The organism is Cetobacterium sp. NK01 (genome assembly GCF_024506395.1).
GTDB classification, from domain to species: domain Bacteria; phylum Fusobacteriota; class Fusobacteriia; order Fusobacteriales; family Fusobacteriaceae; genus Cetobacterium_A; species Cetobacterium_A somerae_A.
Genome location: NZ_JANIBO010000001.1, coordinates 456486 through 474232 on the forward strand (window position 1 = coordinate 456486; position 17747 = coordinate 474232).

The 17747-nt window shown below is 28.3% G+C and carries 17 protein-coding genes and 1 riboswitch; of the genes, 9 read left to right on the top strand and 8 right to left on the bottom strand.

Translation table 11 applies throughout. The annotated features are described in order from the left end of the window. Nucleotides 1–99 precede the first annotated feature (99 nt). Nucleotides 100–375 (bottom strand): HU family DNA-binding protein, encoded by a 276-nt coding sequence (locus NON08_RS02225; protein WP_023049818.1) that lies wholly within the window; start codon nt 373–375, stop codon nt 100–102. A 156-nt stretch (nt 376–531) separates the two neighbouring features. On the opposite strand from NON08_RS02225, the gene NON08_RS02230 reads away from it, so the two are divergent. From NON08_RS02230 to NON08_RS02250, 5 genes are all read left to right on the top strand, one after another. After that, a complete protein-coding gene (locus tag NON08_RS02230) occupies nt 532–1362 on the top strand; it encodes an N-acetylmuramoyl-L-alanine amidase (RefSeq protein WP_256689897.1) in 831 nt (276 codons plus the stop codon). A gap of 61 nt (nt 1363–1423) precedes the next feature. Beyond that, nucleotides 1424–1550, top strand: a riboswitch (FMN riboswitch). Between the two features lie 88 nt (nt 1551–1638). Continuing rightward, the gene (gene ribE, locus NON08_RS02235; protein WP_256689898.1) at nt 1639–2112 is read left to right on the top strand and encodes a 6,7-dimethyl-8-ribityllumazine synthase; all 474 of its coding nucleotides are present in this window, start codon (nt 1639–1641) and stop codon (nt 2110–2112) included. Between the two features lie 2 nt (nt 2113–2114). Beyond that, nucleotides 2115–3212 (top strand): bifunctional diaminohydroxyphosphoribosylaminopyrimidine deaminase/5-amino-6-(5-phosphoribosylamino)uracil reductase RibD, encoded by a 1098-nt coding sequence (gene ribD, locus NON08_RS02240; protein WP_256689899.1) that lies wholly within the window; start codon nt 2115–2117, stop codon nt 3210–3212. Next, complete coding sequence (locus NON08_RS02245; RefSeq protein ID WP_256689900.1) at nt 3197–3853, top strand: riboflavin synthase; 657 nt, start codon at nt 3197–3199, stop codon at nt 3851–3853. Before ribD ends, NON08_RS02245 begins: the two co-directional genes overlap by 16 nt. Nucleotides 3854–3871: 18 nt before the next feature. Beyond that, nucleotides 3872–5071, top strand: a complete 1200-nt coding sequence (locus tag NON08_RS02250; protein WP_256689901.1) for a bifunctional 3,4-dihydroxy-2-butanone-4-phosphate synthase/GTP cyclohydrolase II — start codon at nt 3872–3874, stop codon at nt 5069–5071. 31 nt (nt 5072–5102) lie between these two features. On the opposite strand, the gene NON08_RS02255 is transcribed toward NON08_RS02250, so the two are convergent. The 4 genes from NON08_RS02255 to NON08_RS02270 are packed head-to-tail and all read right to left on the bottom strand — an operon-like array spanning nt 5103 to nt 8007. Further along, nucleotides 5103–5366: a hypothetical protein gene (locus NON08_RS02255; protein ID WP_256689902.1), complete on the bottom strand. Its 264-nt coding sequence runs from the start codon at nt 5364–5366 to the stop codon at nt 5103–5105. A gap of 5 nt (nt 5367–5371) precedes the next feature. Continuing rightward, complete coding sequence (locus NON08_RS02260) at nt 5372–6406, bottom strand: alpha/beta hydrolase (RefSeq protein WP_256689903.1); 1035 nt, start codon at nt 6404–6406, stop codon at nt 5372–5374. A gap of 15 nt (nt 6407–6421) precedes the next feature. Beyond that, entirely contained in the window at nt 6422–7813 is a 1392-nt protein-coding gene (gene asnS / locus NON08_RS02265; protein ID WP_256689904.1) for an asparagine--tRNA ligase, read from the bottom strand. An 8-nt stretch (nt 7814–7821) separates the two neighbouring features. Continuing rightward, the gene (locus NON08_RS02270) at nt 7822–8007 is read right to left on the bottom strand and encodes a DUF896 domain-containing protein (RefSeq protein WP_256689905.1); all 186 of its coding nucleotides are present in this window, start codon (nt 8005–8007) and stop codon (nt 7822–7824) included. A 180-nt stretch (nt 8008–8187) separates the two neighbouring features. Between NON08_RS02270 and aroA the strand changes: the two genes are divergently transcribed. Both aroA and NON08_RS02280 read left to right on the top strand, forming a co-directional pair. Continuing rightward, nucleotides 8188–9471: a 3-phosphoshikimate 1-carboxyvinyltransferase gene (gene aroA, locus NON08_RS02275; protein WP_256689906.1), complete on the top strand. Its 1284-nt coding sequence runs from the start codon at nt 8188–8190 to the stop codon at nt 9469–9471. 2 nt (nt 9472–9473) lie between these two features. Then, entirely contained in the window at nt 9474–11756 is a 2283-nt protein-coding gene (locus NON08_RS02280; RefSeq protein ID WP_256689907.1) for a patatin-like phospholipase family protein, read from the top strand. A 9-nt stretch (nt 11757–11765) separates the two neighbouring features. Here the strand turns inward: NON08_RS02280 and NON08_RS02285 are convergent, their stop codons facing one another. From NON08_RS02285 to NON08_RS02295, 3 genes are all read right to left on the bottom strand, one after another. Continuing rightward, nucleotides 11766–12617 (bottom strand): YjjW family glycine radical enzyme activase, encoded by an 852-nt coding sequence (locus tag NON08_RS02285; protein ID WP_256691210.1) that lies wholly within the window; start codon nt 12615–12617, stop codon nt 11766–11768. A 1-nt stretch (nt 12618) separates the two neighbouring features. Further along, entirely contained in the window at nt 12619–14106 is a 1488-nt protein-coding gene (locus tag NON08_RS02290) for a YjjI family glycine radical enzyme (RefSeq protein ID WP_256689908.1), read from the bottom strand. 62 nt (nt 14107–14168) lie between these two features. Next, entirely contained in the window at nt 14169–14762 is a 594-nt protein-coding gene (locus NON08_RS02295; RefSeq protein WP_256689909.1) for a sigma-70 family RNA polymerase sigma factor, read from the bottom strand. A 219-nt stretch (nt 14763–14981) separates the two neighbouring features. Between NON08_RS02295 and NON08_RS02300 the strand changes: the two genes are divergently transcribed. Together NON08_RS02300 and NON08_RS02305 are read left to right on the top strand one after the other, a co-directional pair. Continuing rightward, entirely contained in the window at nt 14982–16646 is a 1665-nt protein-coding gene (locus tag NON08_RS02300; protein ID WP_256689910.1) for a formate--tetrahydrofolate ligase, read from the top strand. A 103-nt stretch (nt 16647–16749) separates the two neighbouring features. Continuing rightward, entirely contained in the window at nt 16750–17733 is a 984-nt protein-coding gene (locus NON08_RS02305; RefSeq protein ID WP_256689911.1) for an AIR synthase family protein, read from the top strand. The last annotated feature ends 14 nt before the right edge of the window (nt 17734–17747 follow it).

The window sequence follows — 17747 nt, forward strand, 5'->3', positions numbered from 1 at the left end:
TTATTACTTATATAGCTAATAAATTTTAATAAGTCAATAGCAATTTATAAAAGATATAAAAAAAAACCGAGAATATATCTCGGTTTAAATGATTAAATATTAGTTCATTTTGTCTACTAAAGACTTTCCAGCTTTAAACTTTACAGTTTTCTTAGCTTCTATTTTGATCTCTTCTCCAGTTTTAGGGTTTCTTCCTGTTCTCTCAGGTCTTTCAACAACTTCGAATTTTCCCCATCCGATGAAGTTAATTTCTTCTCCAGCTTGTAAAGTCTCCTCTATTGTAACTAGAACTGAATCTAACTTTCTTTCTGCTTCTGCTTTTGAAGAGAATACACCTTTTTCAAATAATACTTTTGCGAATTCTTTTTTTGTCATTATATTTTCCTCCTAAAATGCTTCTATTATTGTAATTAAGTACAGTCATTTATATCATATAAACCAATTAATTTCAAATGTTTTTTAGGTTTTTTTGGATTTTTTTGACAATTTGTTATATAATCAAATCATACCAAAGGAAAGGATGTTCTTTATATGATTAAAAAAATAGTTTTTTTACTTTTAACCCTTGTTTTATCTTCGTGCACATCGCTAAAATACAGTGTTAATTCGTCTAAATACAAATCAAATTCATACAATGAAAGAGTAAGATTTGTTATTTTGCATTACACAGCTCTAAACGATGCGCGTTCTATCACTGCCTTAACAAAAAATAATGTTAGTTCACATTATTTAGTTACTCAAGAAAGATACGATCCTGTATATTCCTTAGTGCCTGATACAAAAAGAGCCTGGCATGCAGGAACAAGTTCTTTTGATGGTTACAAAAATTTAAATGATAATTCAGTTGGAATTGAAATATCTAATTTAGGATATTCTAGTGCTAGCAAGCAAAAAATGACCAATTTAAAAGAAGGTGTTATTGATACAACTATGTTTTATCCATATAATGACGCTCAAATCTTTAAAATAGGAATGCTTTTAAAAGAGCTTACTGTTAAGTATAAGATTAATCCTAAATATATTTTAGGTCACTCTGATATTGCCCCGACTAGAAAATTTGATCCTGGTCCAAAATTTCCATGGAAACATCTCCACGATCGTTATGGTGTTGGTGCTTGGTTCGAAGCAAAAGATTTTAATCTTTATTATTCACAAAATACTTTTGAATCATATTCTGTCAAGGACTTAAAAGATGAGTTACGTAAATATGGTTATGATATCAATACTACTGACACTTGGGATTTATCTAGTAAAAAAGTAGTTTCTGCATTTCAAATGCATTTTAGACCTAGAAAAGTTGATGGTGTTTTTGATCTTGAAACATTTGCTATTATAAAAGCTCTAAATAAAAAATACAAATAATTTTATTGACAAAATAACTCTTAATGTTTTATAATCAAATCAACAATAATAAAATATGATAGATAAACTTCAGGGCAGGGTGAGCTTTTAAGCAATTCCCGACCGGCGGTGATAGTCCGCGAAACCTTCGGGTTTGATTTGGTGAAACTCCAAAACCGACAGTATAGTCTGGATGGAAGAAGTGTTTTTTTTATGCACAAATTTCTAAATTATTATTTTTTAAGCCCGAAGTCTATCTTCGGTTTTTTTTTATAAAAAATTTGAGGAGGACTAAAAATGGTAAAAATTTATGAGGGAAATTTTATAGGAGAAAATTTAAAGGTTGGTATCGTATGTGCTAGATTTAATGAGTTTATTGTTTCTAAACTTTTATCTGGTTCTATTGATGCTTTAAAAAGACATTCAGTTAATGAAGAAAATATACATATCTCTTGGGTTCCAGGAGCTTTTGAAATTCCGCTTATTGCAAAAAAAATGGTTGAGACTAAAAAATTCGATGTTGTTATTGCTTTAGGTGCAGTAATTAGAGGAGCTACTCCTCACTTTGATTATGTTTGTTCTGAAGTTTCTAAAGGAGTAGCCTCTATTTCTTTAGATTCTGGCGTTCCTGTAATCTTTGGAGTATTAACAGTAAACTCTATTGAAGAAGCTATTGAAAGAGCTGGAACAAAAGCAGGAAACAAAGGATTTGAAGCTGGTCTTTCAGCTATTGAAACAGTTAATTTAATAAAAAGTATTTCAGAGGCTTAATTATGCACAATCACTTTATGAAAATAGCTATTGATGAGGCAAAAAAAGGAATAGGAGCTGTTAATCCTAATCCACTTGTTGGTGCTGTTCTTGTTAAAGATAATAATATTTTAGCTGTTGGTCATCATGAATTTTATGGTGGTCCTCATGCTGAAGTTAATGCTATAAACAAAGCTAATATTACCGAAGGATCTACTTTATATGTTACTTTAGAGCCTTGCTCTCACTATGGAAAAACTCCTCCTTGTACAGAGCTTATAATTAAATCTAAAATAAAAAAATGTGTCATTGCCACACTTGATCCAAATCCATTAGTTAGTGGAAAAGGAGTACAACAGCTACAAAATGCTGGGATTGAAGTTATTATTGGTATTTTAGAAAAAGAAGCTAAAGATTTAAATAAAATTTTTTTTAAATATATAAAAAATAAAGTTCCTTATATTTTTATAAAAGTTGGAATTACACTAGATGGAAAAATAGCTACTAAAAATTTTTCTTCACGATGGATTACAAATTCTTTGGCTAGGGCTCGAGTTGAAAGTTATAGGAATTTTTTTTCTGGGATTTTAGTAGGCTCTAATACAGTTATTCAAGATAATCCCTCCCTTAAATGTAAAAACATAGGTAATCGTAATCCTGTTAGATTAATTTTAGATAAAGATTTAGTTATATCAGAAAAATATAGTATAATAAATAATAACAGTGATAGAAAAACAATTATTATTACATCTGATAAAAATATTAATTTAGAAAAATTTAAACTTTTGAAAAATAACTTTTCAATAAAATTTATAACTTTTTCTGAAAATGAAACTTTAGAAGACATCTTAAAAAAAATAGGTTCTTTTGGGATTGATTCTATATTGGTTGAAGGTGGTTCTAGTGTAATTTCATCTTTTTTTAAAGAAAATCTTTACGATGGGGGAGAAATTATAATTGCCCCTAAAATATTAGGAGATGATTTTGCTATTCCATTTTTAAGTGGATTCTCTCCTCTTATGATTGATGAGAGTATCGCTTTAGAAAATATAAAAATAAATCTTTATGATAATAATGTCGGATTTGAGTTTTATAAGGAGGATGGATGTTTACCGGTTTAGTTGAGGAACTTGGAAAAATAGTATCTATTGATAAAACTCCACAAGGTGCTAATATAACTATATCTTGTGATAAAGTCTTGCATAATGCATCTATTGGAGATAGTATTGCTACAAATGGAGTTTGTTTAACTATAGTCAAACTTTCTGATACTACTTTTACCGCAAATATTATGAATGAATCTTTAAAAGTTTCTACTTTAAAAGATTTAAAAATTGGAAATTTAGTTAATCTAGAAAAATCTTTAACTTTACAATCTTTTTTAGGAGGCCATTTAGTTACAGGTGATGTTGACTGTTATGGGAAAATTTCATCTATAGCCGATGACGGTTTTGCAAAAAAATATACAATTGAAATTCCTTTAGAATTTATGAAATATATAGTTTATAAGGGAAGAATAACTTTAGATGGTGCTAGTTTAACAGTAGCTACCTTATCAGAAAATACATTTACTGTATCTTTAATTCCACATACTCAAAAATCTATTACCCTTGGTTTTAAAAGGGTTGGAGATTTTGTTAATGTAGAAACTGATCTTATTGGGAAACATCTTGAAAAACTTCTTTTATCAAAAGAGGAAACTTTAAAAAAACCTTCATCTAATATTTCTAAAAATTTTTTAGCTGAAAATGGATTTTTCTAATTAATAAGGAGGCAAAATATGTTCAATAAAATTGAAGAAGCAATTAATGACTTGAAAAATGGTAAATTAGTTGTTGTTGTTGATAATGAAGATAGAGAAAATGAGGGAGATCTTGTTGGAATAGGGGATATTATCTCTAAAGAAAGTATTAATTTTATGATTAAATATGGTAGAGGATTAGTTTGTGTTCCTATTGAAGAAAAAAGAGCTAAGGAGTTAGAGTTGAATCCTATGGTTTATAATAATAGCGATTCACATCAAACTGCTTTTACAGTTTCTGTTGATTCTGTGAAAGGAACTACCACTGGAATTTCAGTAGAAGATAGATATAATACTATTAAAGATTTAGCTTTTAAGGCAACTTCAGGTAGTGATTTTAAAAAACCCGGTCATATATTTCCTCTAATAGCTAAAAATGGAGGAGTAATAGAAAGACCTGGACATACTGAAGCTTCTGTCGATCTTGCTAAAATAGCTGGTTTTAATGGATGTGGTGTTATCTGTGAAATTATAAAAGAAAATGGTGAAATGGCAAGAGTTCCAGATTTACTTGAATTTTGTAAAATTCACAACTTAAAAATTATTACAATTGAAGACTTAATAAATTACCGAAAAACAAATGAGCTTCAAACTGAATTAGTTTGTGAAGCACCTTTACCTACAAAACACGGTACATTTAGATTAATTGGTTTTTCAAACACTATCGATCATAAAGAGCATGTTGCTTTAGTTTTTGGAGATATAAAAAACAAAGAGGACGTTCTTTTACGTGTCCACTCTGAATGCTTAACTGGGGATGCTTTTGGATCATTAAAGTGTGATTGTGGAAGTCAGTTAGATAAAGCTTTAAAAAATATTGCTGAAAATGGTTCTGGTGTACTTTTATATATGAGACAAGAAGGAAGAGGAATTGGTCTTTTAAATAAAATAAAAGCTTACAATTTGCAAGCTCAAGGAAAAGATACAGTAGAAGCTAATACTTTACTAGGTTTTGATCCTGATCTTAGAGATTTTGCAGTTGCTGCTCAAATGATTAAATTGCTAGATATAAAAAGCATTAATTTAATGACTAATAATCCAAAAAAAATAAATGACTTAAAGAAATATGGCATAGATATAAGTAATCGAACTCATATAGAGTTCCCTTCGAATAGCTGTAATTCTAACTATTTAAAAACTAAAAGAGAAAAGATGAACCACCTTTTCAAAATAAATTAAAAATAAAAAAGAGCTTGAGTTATCTCAAGCTCTAGTCTTTTAGATCATCTAAAACCATTAAATAATAGTTAATATCTTTTTCAAATTTTTCCTTTTCACTCTTTGAGTAATCTCCTGATGATACTTTACTTTTTAATTTTTTAAACTGCATCTCTAACTCTTGTCTTTCTTTTTCATTAAAAGGTTTTGAAACCATATCATAAAACTCTTTTTGGTAACTTCTATATTCACCTTTTATTCCTAAAGAAAAACATCCTGAAAATAACAACATACTTAAAAGTAACAAGTATTTCATTGTATCTACTTCCTTTTTTCTATATTTATCTCATCTGTAAAAAATACTAAAAAGTTATATATATCCTTAGATATATATTCCCAAGTATGGTATTCATTTTCATATATTTTACCTTTAAAATTCAAATTATATTTTTTCGCTCTTCCAACTACATCTAACCATTGTTGAAACATTAAATAAGGTTTTTTATCTTCTGAGCCTACACTTAAATAGAATTTTTTTCCTTCGTATCTCTTAGGATTAGTAACTTTTATTATACTATATGGATCATTTTTCAAAATTTTATATCCCCAAGGACTAAATACTTTTACAAAATGAGCTTTATTTACATCATTAAATAAAAATCTTGGGACATACAAATATCTAAAAACTCTCATTACTCTACGATTAATACTCATTCTTATTAAGCTTACAGCACCTGAAAAACTTGCAATAACATCATATGATTCTAAATTTTTAAGTCCTATTTTTAGCGCTCCATATCCACCCATTGAAAATCCACCTATTCCTTTTTTAGAATTAGGATATTCTTTTTCTATAAAACTTGTCAAATCTTTTGAGAAAAATTCTTCATATTGATGATCTTTATCTTTATAAAAATTTGTATACCAACTTTCACCTTTATAACCTGAATCAGGAAGAATAAAAACTATATCTTCTACTCTTCCTGATTTTTTTAAATTCAAGTAATTTTCTCTTAATTTAGCTTTATATATCCAATCTTCTGCTTTATCTCTTATTCCATGAAACAAAACTAAACATAAAGGATTTTTTTTCATTTTTTTAGGTTTCAGTATTAATACTCTCATTTTCTCGATTGTATACTTACTTTTTAAATATCTTTCTTCTAAGTCAAAATTATCCTCTAATTCTTTATTAGAATAATTAAAATATTTATTTTTTGTATCTTCTACTCTTTCAATTTGAGAAAAATTAAGAACTCTTTTTAATTTTCTCTCTAATTTAAAATTATATGGATATGTCACTATATAAAAAAGTAAAGAAATAAAAACTAGAAAAACTAGTATTTCTAATATCATTCATATTCCTCAAAATTAAAACTCTGCATTATTTGGAGTTCTAGGGAAAGGAATTACGTCTCTTATGTTTGTTATTCCTGTTACGTACATTATCATTCTTTCAAATCCTAATCCATATCCTGAATGTGGGAAACTTCCAAATCTTCTTAAATCTAGGTAGAATCCATAATCCTCTGCACTTAACCCTACCTCTGCCATTCTTTCTTCTAAAACTTCTAAATTATCCTCTCTTTGAGAACCACCAATTATTTCTCCTATTCCTGGAGCTAATAAATCCATCGCTCTTACAGTTTTTCCATCTTCATTTAACTTCATATAAAATGCTTTAATTTCTTTTGGATAATCTGTTACAAAAACTGGTCTTTTAAAATGTTCTTCTGATAAGAATCTCTCATGTTCACTTTGTAAATCAATTCCCCATTTAACTGGATAATCAAATTTCTTTCCTGAATTTACTAATATATCAATAGCTTCTGTATATGTAACTCTTCCAAATTCATTATTTAATACATTATTTAATTTATCAAATAATCCCTTTTCTATAAATTGATTGAAGAACTCCATTTCTTCTGGACATTCATCCATAACATATTTGATTACATATTTTACCATTGCTTCAGCTAATTCCATATTTCCTTCTAAATCTGCAAAAGCTATCTCAGGTTCTATCATCCAAAACTCTGCAGCATGTCTTGATGTATTTGACTGCTCTGCTCTAAAAGTTGGTCCAAAAGTATAAATATTTCTAAATGCTGAACAATAAGTCTCTCCATTTAACTGACCACTTACTGTTAAATTAGTTTCTTTTCCAAAGAAGTCTTTTGTTACATCTACCTTTCCATCATCTGTTTTTGGAACATTATTTAAATCTAGAGTTGTTACTCTAAACATCTCTCCTGCTCCTTCACAATCTGAACCAGTTATTATTGGAGTATGAGTATATACAAATCCATTCTCTTGGAAGAATTTATGTATTGCATAAGCTAAAACTGATCTTACTCTAAATACTGCTGAGAAAGTATTAGTTCTTGGTCTTAAGTGCGCTATTGTTCTTAAAAACTCAAAAGAATGTCTTTTATTTTGTAAAGGATAATCTAAATCAGCTTTTTGAAAAATTTCAATTTCTTTAGCTTGAACCTCAAATGTTTGTCCAGCACCTTGAGATTCAACAACAACTCCTTTTACAATTACTGATGATGATATTGACAATCTTGAAACTTCATCAAAATTTGGTAAATTTGTATCAAATACTATTTGTACTCCTTTAAAAAAACTTCCATCATTTAACTCTATAAATCCAAAGTTTTTTTGTGATCTTATTTTTCTTACCCAACCTGATAGTTCTACCTCTTGTCCTAAATATTTTTCAGTTTCTCTATAAAGAGTTTTTACTAATTGTTTCATCATTTTGCCCCCTATATCATCTTTGTTTCATCGACAATTTCGATGCTGTCTAATTTCTGTTTTACTTGTGCTTTAAACTGTTCTAAATATAACTTTCTATACTTTTCTCTTTCAAGCTTTTCTTGAGCTGTTAATTCTCTAGTTTTAGCTTGATTAGAATAATAATTTACCATTTCTATTATATCTTTCATTTCCATAGTGTTTTCCTCCAAACTATAAAATATATAGTCTTATTAAACTTTTAGGGTAATTATACCCCTTATTTAATGTTTTGTCAATTTGCTTCTAGTGACAAAAAGAATATTTTTATTGTATTAATTTTATATAAAAATTGTTATAATATAATTAAATTTTATTATAAGGAGTTGAAATTTTCAATGAACTATTTCCAACCAAAACCAATATCAAATTTTAATGCTACAATTGATATTCCTGGCTCTAAATCAATTACTAATAGAGCCCTTATTCTTTCAGCTCTCTCTGGAAAAACTATAACCTTAAAAAATATACTTCTTAGCGATGATACTCAATATATGATTAAAGCTCTAAGAAGTTTAGGCAATAAAATAGAATATAACGAATCTAGCAAGATTTTAAAAATTATTGGTAATAAAAATCCAAAATATGACAATATCGATTTATATATTGGAAATGCTGGAACTGCTATGAGATTTTTAAGTTCATATCTTGCCACAGGAACTGGAACAGCTACTTTACATGGTAATTCCCGTATGAACGAACGACCTATTAAAGATTTAGCTGATTCTTTAACTCAGCTTGGAGTTAAAGTAGAATATCTAAATAAATTTGGTTATCCTCCTATTAGAATTACATCAAGCGGAGTTTGGGCTACTTCTGTTAAAATTGATGGAAGTAAAAGTAGCCAATATATCTCTTCAATTCTTATGGCTGCTCCTAATTTTAAAAATCCAATTGATATATCCTTTATTGGAAAAGTTGTCTCTAAACCTTATATTCATATGACTTTAACAATGATGAAAGATTTTGGAGCTAGTTTTACTCTTAAGGAGAATTCAATTAATATCGTTCCAAAAGAATATAATTTATCAGAATATCTTATTGAAGGTGATATGTCATCTGCTTCGTATTTTTTAGCTATGTCATTAATTAGTAATTCTACCATTACATTAAACAATTTTTTCAAAAATAGTATTCAAGGAGATTCAAAATTCTTAGATGTATTGTTAAAAATGGGATTAACTATTCTTGACTTTAAAGAATACTCTATTACTGTTAAGGGCACTTCAAGTTACAAAGGAATACAATTAAGTATGAATGATATTCCTGATGTTGCTCAAACTTTAGCTGCTGTTGCTCTTTTTGCAACTACTCCTACCAAAGTTTGGGATGTTGAAAATATGAGAATAAAAGAAACCGACCGAATCTCTGCTTTAAAAAATGAGATTTCGAAAATTAATGGTGATTTTATTGAATTTAAAGATGGATTTTTAATAAATCCAAAACCTTTAGAAATGTATCAAGGAGATTTTTTAGAAACTTATGATGATCATCGTATGGCTATGTCTTTATCTTTAATTGGACTTAAAGTTCCTAATATTAAAGTTCTAGATCCTTCCTGTGTCTCTAAAACATTTCCAAACTTTTTTGAAGAGTTCAATAAAATCTATAGGGAGGATTAATGATGAAAAAGCTATTTTTATTGACTTTTTTATTATTCCTTAATATTTTTTCAAATGTTTTTTGCAAATCTCCTGAAGATATTGAAATTGAACGTTTAAAAAATGAAATTAAAACTTTACAAAGTCAAATAAAAAAACTTGAAGCTAAAAAAATTGAGAAATTTAAAGAAGAGGAAAAGCAACCTAAAATTGGTCTTGTTTTAAGTGGTGGTGGTGCAAAAGGATTTGCTCATATTGGAGTTTTAAAAGTTTTAGAAAAAAATAACATAAAAGTTGATTATATAACTGGTACTAGTATGGGAGCCCTTATAGGAGCCCTATATTCAGCTGGCTATACTCCAGAACAAATTGAAAAGTTAGTTTTAGATATTAATTGGCAAGAGACATTTAACGATAGTCCTAATCTCACTGATATATCTATTGATCAGCGTTCTATGATGAAAGATTATAATCTTTCTTTAAAATATGATAACTCTCTTAACTTTGCACTTCCTAAGGGTATTAGAAATACTCAAAAAATATACTTAACATTAAAAAATCTTCTTTGGAATGTAGAACAAACAAAAGATTTCAAAAAGCTTCCCATTCCTTTAGAAATTATTGCTACTGATTTAAATACTGGAAAAGCCAAAGCTTTTAATAGTGGAGATTTAGCACAAGTTATAACGGCAAGCATATCTATTCCTACTATTTTTGATCCTGTGAAAATTGGAGATAACTATTATGTAGATGGTTTGCTATCTAGAAACTTGCCTGTTGAAGATGCTTTTAACTTAGGCGCTGATATCGTTATTGGTGTTGATGTAGGTACTTCTCTCCAAAAAAAAGAAGACTATGACATTTTAAGTGTTGCTGATCAAATTGTTGCTATTCAAAGTACTAGCTCAACCAAAAAACAAAGAGATTTAGCTACAATTCTTATAGATCCTGATATTTCAAACTTTAAAACAACTGATTTTAATAGTTTTAAAGAAATAGAAGCCTTAGGAGAAATTGCTGCGCAAAAAGAAATAGATAAAATACTTGCTTTTACTCCTAAACAAAATAAAAGAAAAAGCTCTCTTCAATATAAAAATAATTTCGTTTTAGAAAATATTGATATTGTAACTGAAACTACAAATAATAATCATAAAGAAATTATAGAAACAATTTTTAAAGATTCTATTGGAACTAATGTAAGTCCAGATACTCTAGAAAAATTGATGTTAAAAACATATAGCTTAAATTTTGTTAATAAAATTTACTATACTTTTAAAGGAAACACTTTAAAGCTCCAAGTTGAAGAAAACCCAACTAATATAGTTGGATTAGGTGTGGATTATCAAACTGACTATGGTACTACTTTTTCTATAGGTACAGATATTAGTTCTTTTGGAAAAATTGGAAGTATATCTACCATAGAAGCAACTTTTGGTGATTATTTAGGATTAGACTTAAAAAACTTCTCTTACTATGGTGTTTCAAATAAAATTGGAATTTTAAGTAGTATCAGCTATGAAGAAAGTCCTTTCTTCATTTATCACAATAAAAATAAAATAGGTAGTTATAAAAGCCAAGTTACTAAATTAGAAGGTGCTTTTGTTACTCAATATTCTAATTTGTTTTTACTTTCTTATGGTGCCTCATTAAACTATGCTAATTTAGATCCTCAAATCAGAAATATTTTTGATTCATCTATTGAATACTCTAAAAGTTATGGTGATATTTTCTTTAATATTAACTGGGATAAAACAAACTCTATAACTTTTCCAACAAAAGGATTTAAAGGAGAAATCTCTCAACGGTGGGGAGGAAATTTAGGAAAAGATAATCTTAATTTCTTTTCTACTAATTATATGTCATCCAATTATTTGCCAGTAACAGATAACACCAGTCTTACTGCTAAGTTTTTTGGTGGTAATATAACTGGCGATGATATACTTCCTGATAAATATATAAAACTTGGTGGTTTATCAGATGATTTAGAACATAGTACTTTTGCTTTTAGTGGGTATTATTTTCAAGAGAAATATCTATCTTCTCTTTTCGGTATTAGTCTAGGTATTCAACATAAACTTATAGAAAATTTATATCTAAGCGCCAATTGGGATTTTGCAACTTATAAATTTGCCAATGAAAGTTTTAATAATGATGCTAACTCAACTCTTTGGAAAGATTATTCTCAAGGTGCTGGAATTAGTTTAAACTATAAAAGCTTAATTGGTCCAATTAAATTTAATATCTCAAAAGCTCAAGAATCTCATGATTATTTATTCCAAATTAGTTTTGGATATAAATTTAATTAAAAAAACACCCTATATTATTAGGGTGTTTTTTACTCCATTTTCTTCTGCTAATTTAGCTAATTCTTTTAACTCTTCATCCTTAGGAGAAAATAATTTTTCTTTTTTTTCTTCTCTAACTCCAAACTGTCTATATTTTATAATTTTATACCTTATATCTTTTTTTCCTATAGCTTTAGAAACACTTTCAACAGTTAATTTATTATTTAATTTTTCAGAAACTACTACACTTCTAACTTCAAATAGTTTTCCAATATCTCTTAAAAAATATAAATTTTCAATAACAATATCTACATTTTTGCTTGTTAATTCTAAATGCTCATTTTTTTCCCAAGCTTTTACATCAAGCATGAATGAATCTGTATTTTCTACAAACTCTCTATAGTTTTCATCCTGTAAATTAACTCCTCCATTAGTATCAACAAAACAAGTTAAATTTGGCCATCTTTTCTTCACTTCAATAAAAAGCTTTGTAATAAATTTATAATGTAATGTACTCTCTCCACCACTAACAGTTATCCCCTTTATAAAACTTTTAACTTTAGATATACTTTCTAATAAGTCATCTATAGAATATTCTTTAACTTTAGGAGATGAGTTAAACCCACAGCTTTTTATACACTCGTCACATTCACAACATAATTTTTCATTCCATACTATATTTCCCATTTCATTTTTTAATAAAGCGCTTGTAGGACATTTGGATATGCAAGCATAACATTTCTTACATATATTTATAGTTTCTGGATTATGACAATAATCACAATTGAAATTACATCCTTGAAAAAAAATAGCCATTCTATTTCCTGGACCATCAACATTTGAAAATTTTATAATCCTATTTATTTTTCCTGTTAACTTCATTTTATTCACTTCTTAATTTTCTTCCTAAAGCCTTAGCATTATCTCTAGCACCTTTTCCTAAAATAGTCGTATCTCTTAAAACTTGTTCACCTTTATCTAATTTCTCAATTTCAGATCTTTTCACAAGATAACCTGTTACTCTAACAACGTCACAAGTATCACTATATAATGAAAAGAATCTTAAATTTGTTTCAAAAGCTCCTTTTATAATATCTAAAATAGCTTCTGGATTAGACTTATATGTTTCATCAAATACAAAAATATCTCCTATTCCACTTGGACAGTATTGATGAAATGGTGCTGACTGAACTATATGTTCAAATATTTCTGGCTCTTCACCAACTGGTATTCTACATCCTGGACTTTCATTTCTATCCGTATCGATTCCAACTTGAGAATGCAATAAATGTGTGTTTCCAAAAAACTCACCAGCATATTTTGTTTTATGATTTGCTATTATGTTGTGCATAGTTTCAACTATTTTTAAAGCTAAATTATTTGCTTCTTCAGAATAACCAAATCTCTCTTTTTTATCTGTAGCTCCTAAAAGGTTATTAACACACTCAGCTAACCCTACAAAACCAAATAATCCTGTAAATTTTTCTTTTTCTAAAAGCCCCTCTTTTATTAAGAAGCTACTTTCATAAAATCCACTTTCTTCTATAATAAATCTAGATCTTTCATCAATATACTCTAACATTTCTTTTGAAACTTCAGGCAGAACTTTTTCTAAAAACTCCTCTTTTGAATTAGCTAATTTAGATAGAGCTCCAAGTCTAACTCTTACTAAAGTATTTGCTCCTCCACCTACTTTTAACCCATTGTAACAACTAACAATTCCGTATTCTCCATTAAAGTCTTCTCTAAACATTTTATCATTAGCAAAACTTGGTTTAGCTGTTACTAAAGCTGTTTTAATAGCTTCTATTGAAATTTTATCTGTTGTTTCTTCTGTATATTTAATTGTTAAATTTGGTGTTGGTAATTCTAACTCTCTCATCGCTCTTAAAATTAATATTCCTGCTTTTGTTTCTTTTGGTCCTATATTTGCATGACAAAAAGAGTCTGTTATTGTTGAATCTATATGTTTTAAAAATAATTTTATTGCTAGATAAGCTTCATTTTCATCTTTGATAAAAGGTTCTAATAAATAATCAATATTTCCTAGATAAACAGGCATTGTTGTTATTGATGGAACATGTTTATAAAGAATTAACAGCCCATGAACAGCTTCCCAAATATTTGTTGGTTTTTCAATATTTAAAAACTTACTTCCTTGTTCCATAAATACATTGTAATCTGGTACTATATATCTTGGTCTATATGGAGCATTTCCTTCAAATAAATCACATATTATTCCATCTTCAATATACTTTTTTAAAGCGTCGCTTTTATTTAAAACCTCAATACTTCCTTCAGCTAATCTTGCTAGAGCTACAACTTTTTGCTCAAAAGTTATTTTTTGACTCTTTATTGTTTCTAATATCATTACTTTCTCCCTTTAGTTAAAATATAAATTTCACATATTATATTCAATTTCTACCACTTCTGTCAACTTTTATTATATTTTTCTAAAAAAATAAATACTTTTTTCTTTATACGTTGAATGGAATTGTCAACTGCTTTTGGCTCTTTCTGTAACTTCTTAGCTATCTCTAAATAACCATATCCTTTTACCATGAAAGCAAAAACCTCTTTTTCTAAATCACTTAAATTTTCTTTTAAATATCTTTTTAAAAGCTTCATCAATTCTTTTCCAATAACAATCTGTTCTGGAGTATAGTATTTTAAAGATGGATTATTGTATCTAATAAGATCTTCTAACTCAGAATATCCCTCTCCTTGCATTGCACTATTTAAATTTTTATTTCTTTCTGAATTATAATTTTTTACAGCTGTTATAATTTGCCTTTTAATGCAAAGTGAAGCAAAGGTACTAAAACAAGCACTTCTATTTTCATCAAAAGATTTAATAGCCTTCATTAGCCCTATCATTCCCTCTTGTACTAAATCTTCTCTTTCAGCACCTTTTAAGAATAAAGTTTTATTTCTTATATATATAAGATTTTTATACTCTGTGACTATTTTTTCTATAGAATCTATATCTCCTTGTTTAGCTAATAAAATATCCTCTTTGTTAATCATAGTACCCCCTTGTCCTAAAAATTAAACAACATCTTTCTACTAACCTAACCTAATAAAAATGTGCTCTTTCATACTTATATACCTCTATTATTAAAAAAAATCAATTTTTATTTTGTTATTTATTAACCTTTATTTTTTCGCTCTTTTAAGGTACAATTATACTGATGAAAAGGTTTAATCAAAGTTACCTTGGAACATTTATTCATTTAGGAGGGGTCTATGAAAACTGATATACAAATTGCACAAGAAGCAAATTTATTAAAAATTTCTGATATAGCTTCTAAGCTAAACATTGGTGAAGATTACTACGATACTTATGGAAAATACAAAGCTAAACTTAATCTTTCTTTATTAGATGAGCTTTCTAGTAAAAAGGATGGAAAACTAGTTCTTGTTACTGCCATTACACCTACACCTGCTGGAGAAGGAAAATCAACTGTTACTGTAGGGCTAACACAAGCTTTAAATAGATTAGGTGTTTCCTCTGTTGCAGCACTTCGAGAACCATCATTAGGGCCTGTTTTTGGAATGAAAGGTGGTGCTACTGGTGGAGGTTATTCTCAAGTTATTCCAATGGAAGATATCAATTTACATTTCACTGGAGATTTTCATGCTATCGGTGTTGCACATAATCTTGTTTCTGCATGCATCGATAATCACATTACACAAGGTAATATTTTAAATATCGATAATACTAAAATCACTTGGAAAAGAGTAGTTGACATGAACGATAGAAACCTTCGTAATATTGTTATAGGTCTTGGTGGAAAGGCTAATGGTTACCCCAGACAAGATTCTTTTCAAATAACTGTTGCTTCTGAAATTATGGCAACTCTTTGTCTATCTAATTCATTAAAAGAATTAAAAGAAAATATTGGAAAAATTGTATTTGGATATGACTATAATGATAAACCTCTTACAATAAACGACTTAAAAATATCAGGTGCTGTCACTGCACTTTTAAAAGAAGCTATAAAACCTAATTTAGTACAGACTCTTGAAAATACTCCTGTTATTATTCATGGTGGTCCCTTTGCTAATATTGCTCATGGATGTAATTCACTTCTTGCTACTAAACTAGCTTTAAAACTTTCTGATGTAGCTGTTACAGAAGCTGGATTTGCTGCTGATTTAGGAGCTGAGAAGTTTTTAGATATAAAATGTAGAAAAGGAAACTTAAATCCTAATTGTGTTGTTATAGTAGCAACAGTTCGAGCACTTAAACATCACGGTGGTGCTAAAATTCTAAATGAAGAAAACTTAGAAGCTTTGAAACTTGGTTTAGCTAATTTAGATAAACATATTGAAAATATGAAAAAATTTAATTTACCTGTTGTTATAGCTATTAATAAATTTATAACTGATACTGATGCGGAAATTAATCTAATTAGATCTCATTGCGAAAACCTAGATGCTCCTGTTGCTTTGTGTGAAGTTTGGGCTAAAGGTGGAGAAGGTGGAGAAGAACTAGCTAAATTAGTCCTTAATAAGTTAGAAGAAAATACTACAAAGTATGAGCCTCTTTATGAATTAGATTTACCTATAAAAGATAAAATTAATAAAATATGTAAAGAAATTTATGGAGCTGATGGAGTTATATTCTCTAACTCTGCTAATAAAACAATTAAGCAACTAGAAGAACTTGGATATAGTAATCTTCCTATATGTATGTCAAAAACTCAGAAATCAATTTCTGATAAAGCAAATCTCTTAGGAAGACCTACTAATTTTACTGTTGAAATTGATACAATTAAACTAGCTGCCGGTGCTGGATTTATTATAGCTATGGCTGGTGGGATAATTGATATGCCAGGTCTCCCAAAAGTACCTGCTGCTGAACTTATAGATATTGATGAAAATGGTATTATTACAGGACTATTTTAAAATTTTTTTTATTCCCTTACTTAGACTGATAAGTAAGGGTTTTTTATTTTTGTAAAATATAGTATAATATATTATAAAATTCTACTACATGTGAGGGATAAATATGAAAATTGGTAAACTTACTATTTCAGATTTAAAAAATTTAATTTTTGATAATATTAAAAATACTAACAGCAAGATACTTTCTTTTGGAGAAATTGGTAGCGATTGTGCTGCTATTGAAGTTGGAGATGATATTGTTTATTTATCCACTGATCCCATTACAGGATCTAATAGTGGATTAGGTAAATTGGCAATTAATATTAATTGTAATGATATTGCTACAGAGGGGGTTTCTCCTACTGGTATAATGCTTACTATTTTAGCTCCTCCTCATACTCAAAAAGATGAAATTGCAGCAATTATGCGAGAAGCTCAAGAAGAAGCTGAAAAGCTTAATGTTTCAATTATTGGAGGACATACTGAAATTACTGCTGCTGTTAATAAAATAGTTATATCTGCTACTTCAATTGGTATTGGAAAAAAAATTGATTTTAAAAAAAGAAACACTATTAAAGCTGAAGACAGAATAGTTATTACTAAAGGTATTGGAATTGAGGGAACTGGAATCATAGCTTTTGAAAAAGAGGATGAGCTTAGTGATATAATTTCTCCAAAACTTCTCCAAGAAGCTAAATCTCTTCTTGATTTAACTAGTGTTGTAAAAGATGGTATTTTAGCTAATAAGTTTTCAAAAGGTATGCATGATGTTACTGAAGGAGGCTTATTAGGAGCTCTTTGGGAATCAAGTTGTTTTTATGATCTTGGATTAGAAATTTTTTATGATAAAATATTTATCCATCAATGCACTAAAGAAATTTGTAAATATTTTAAAATAGACCCTTTAAAACTTATTTCTAGTGGAACAATGCTTATAGTTGTAGATAAAAACAATGTTACTGAGTTATTAGATAATTTAAAAGATAACAATATTAAAGCTTTTGATATTGGTAAATTTACTAATGCAAAAGAAAAGGTTCTTATTAAAAATGGGGAGAGATTAGAGATTAGTCCTCCAGAAAGTGATGAATTATATAAAGTTATGTAGATTAGGAGAGATTA